This is a genomic window from Stenotrophomonas sp. P5_A8 (assembly GCF_056400545.1).
The window spans coordinates 1-1,374 of record NZ_JBFULB010000545.1; the positions used below are offsets into that span (position 1 = coordinate 1).

Here is a 1,374-nt window from a genome sequence, read left to right on the forward strand (position 1 = left end):
CTCCCACTGCTCTTTCATCCACAGGAGTTCTAGATGAAGATCTTTATCAGCTCACTTATTACGGGCATGGAAGCGGAGCGAGCTGCCGTCAAGCACGCGATTGAGCTTCTTGGCCACCAGGCCATCAGAGCTGAGGACTTTGGAGCCGTGGCGAGTTCTCCGCAGGTTGCATGTCTCAATGGCGTGCGCGAGGCGGACCTCGTCATCCTCGTTCTGGGTTCTCGCTACGGGACCAAGCAAGCGGGAGGCGTCTCAGCCACGCACGAGGAAGTGCAGGAGGCGCGCAATCGGAAGCCTCTCCTTGTATTTGTGCAGTCCGGTATAGAGTCGGAAGCGGATCAGGCCGATCTGATTTCAGAGATCGGCAAGTGGCAAGGTGGTCAACTCTGGGATGGATTTAGCTCACCGGATGACCTAGGCCAAAAGGCGACGCGCGGCATCCATAAGTTCCAGCTGACGCAAGCCGTAGCTCCCCTTGATCCAGCGGGAATGCGCGAGCGGGCTCTGACGCTCTTTCCGCAAATTGAGCGCGGCTATCATCAAAGCGGCGCGGTCTTGCAGCTTGCCGTCGCTGCCGGGCCTGACACAACGGTGCTTCGTCCTGCTGAGATGGAAGCCGGGGCGCTCATAGATGCCATGCAGCAACAGGCGCTTTTCGGAAAGCCCGCTGTCTTTGATCGGAGCTTAGGGATGCAGGCAGGCTTGTCCGGCGAGTCGCTTGTCTTGGGCCAGAAAGGCCAGCGTAGTGACGGCGCGTCCGTTCGACTGTGGCCCAACGGGGATCTCCTGATCAGTTTGCCTGTTCCGCCACCAGAGTGCGGCATGGGGCTATCGGTCGTCGTAGAAGAAGATATCACCGGAAAGCTTGAAGCTGCGATCAGCTACGCCGTGTGGCTTCTGGCTAATATCGACCCAACCGAACGGCTTAGCCATGTCGTTCCTGCGGTGCGGCTGCTCGGAGAGCATGCAGGTGCTTGGCGGACCCGGGCGGAACAAGAGGCGAGTCCAAACAGCATGCAAGTGCCCTGGCGGCAGGGAGAGCACCAGGAGCCCGTCCTCCTAACGCCAGCCCACCAGGTCAGACAGGCGCTAACGATGGACACGCAACGCATTGTGGAGGACTTGATCGTGCTCTTGCGCCGTCGTTGGAATGGTTAGTTCGTCAGTCGAAAATAAAGTTGTAGAGCGTATTCATCAAGATCTTCTGGCAGGAAAAGTCTCCCGATTGCGGTATGTTCGATTTGGCAATTGGCTGAGCGCTCGCGGTGGTTAGTTGCACGCTGATGCATTTCTTCGGATGAGGCGCTCTTGCTTTCAAATGTCCAGCTTGTGCGGTTGGGTGTCTATTTCTTATTGCCAGGCCCGCGCCTAGGG

General features: G+C 58.1%; 2 protein-coding genes. One reads left to right on the top strand and one right to left on the bottom strand.

Translation table 11 applies throughout. The annotated features are described in order from the left end of the window. Positions 1–33: 33 nt before the first annotated feature. Positions 34–1,158, top strand: a complete 1,125-nt coding sequence (locus AC1DQP_RS20535; RefSeq protein ID WP_478052436.1) for a DUF4062 domain-containing protein — start codon at positions 34–36, stop codon at positions 1,156–1,158. A 4-nt stretch (positions 1,159–1,162) separates the two neighbouring features. Here AC1DQP_RS20535 and AC1DQP_RS20540 read toward each other — a convergent pair. Then, positions 1,163–1,374: hypothetical protein (locus AC1DQP_RS20540; RefSeq protein WP_478052437.1), on the bottom strand; the 212-nt coding region annotated here is incomplete at its 5' end.

Coding starts and splice junctions, on each gene's coding strand:
- AC1DQP_RS20535 (WP_478052436.1), top strand. CDS start 34: ATGAAGATCTTTATCAGCTCACTTATTACGGGCATGGAAGCGGAGCGA.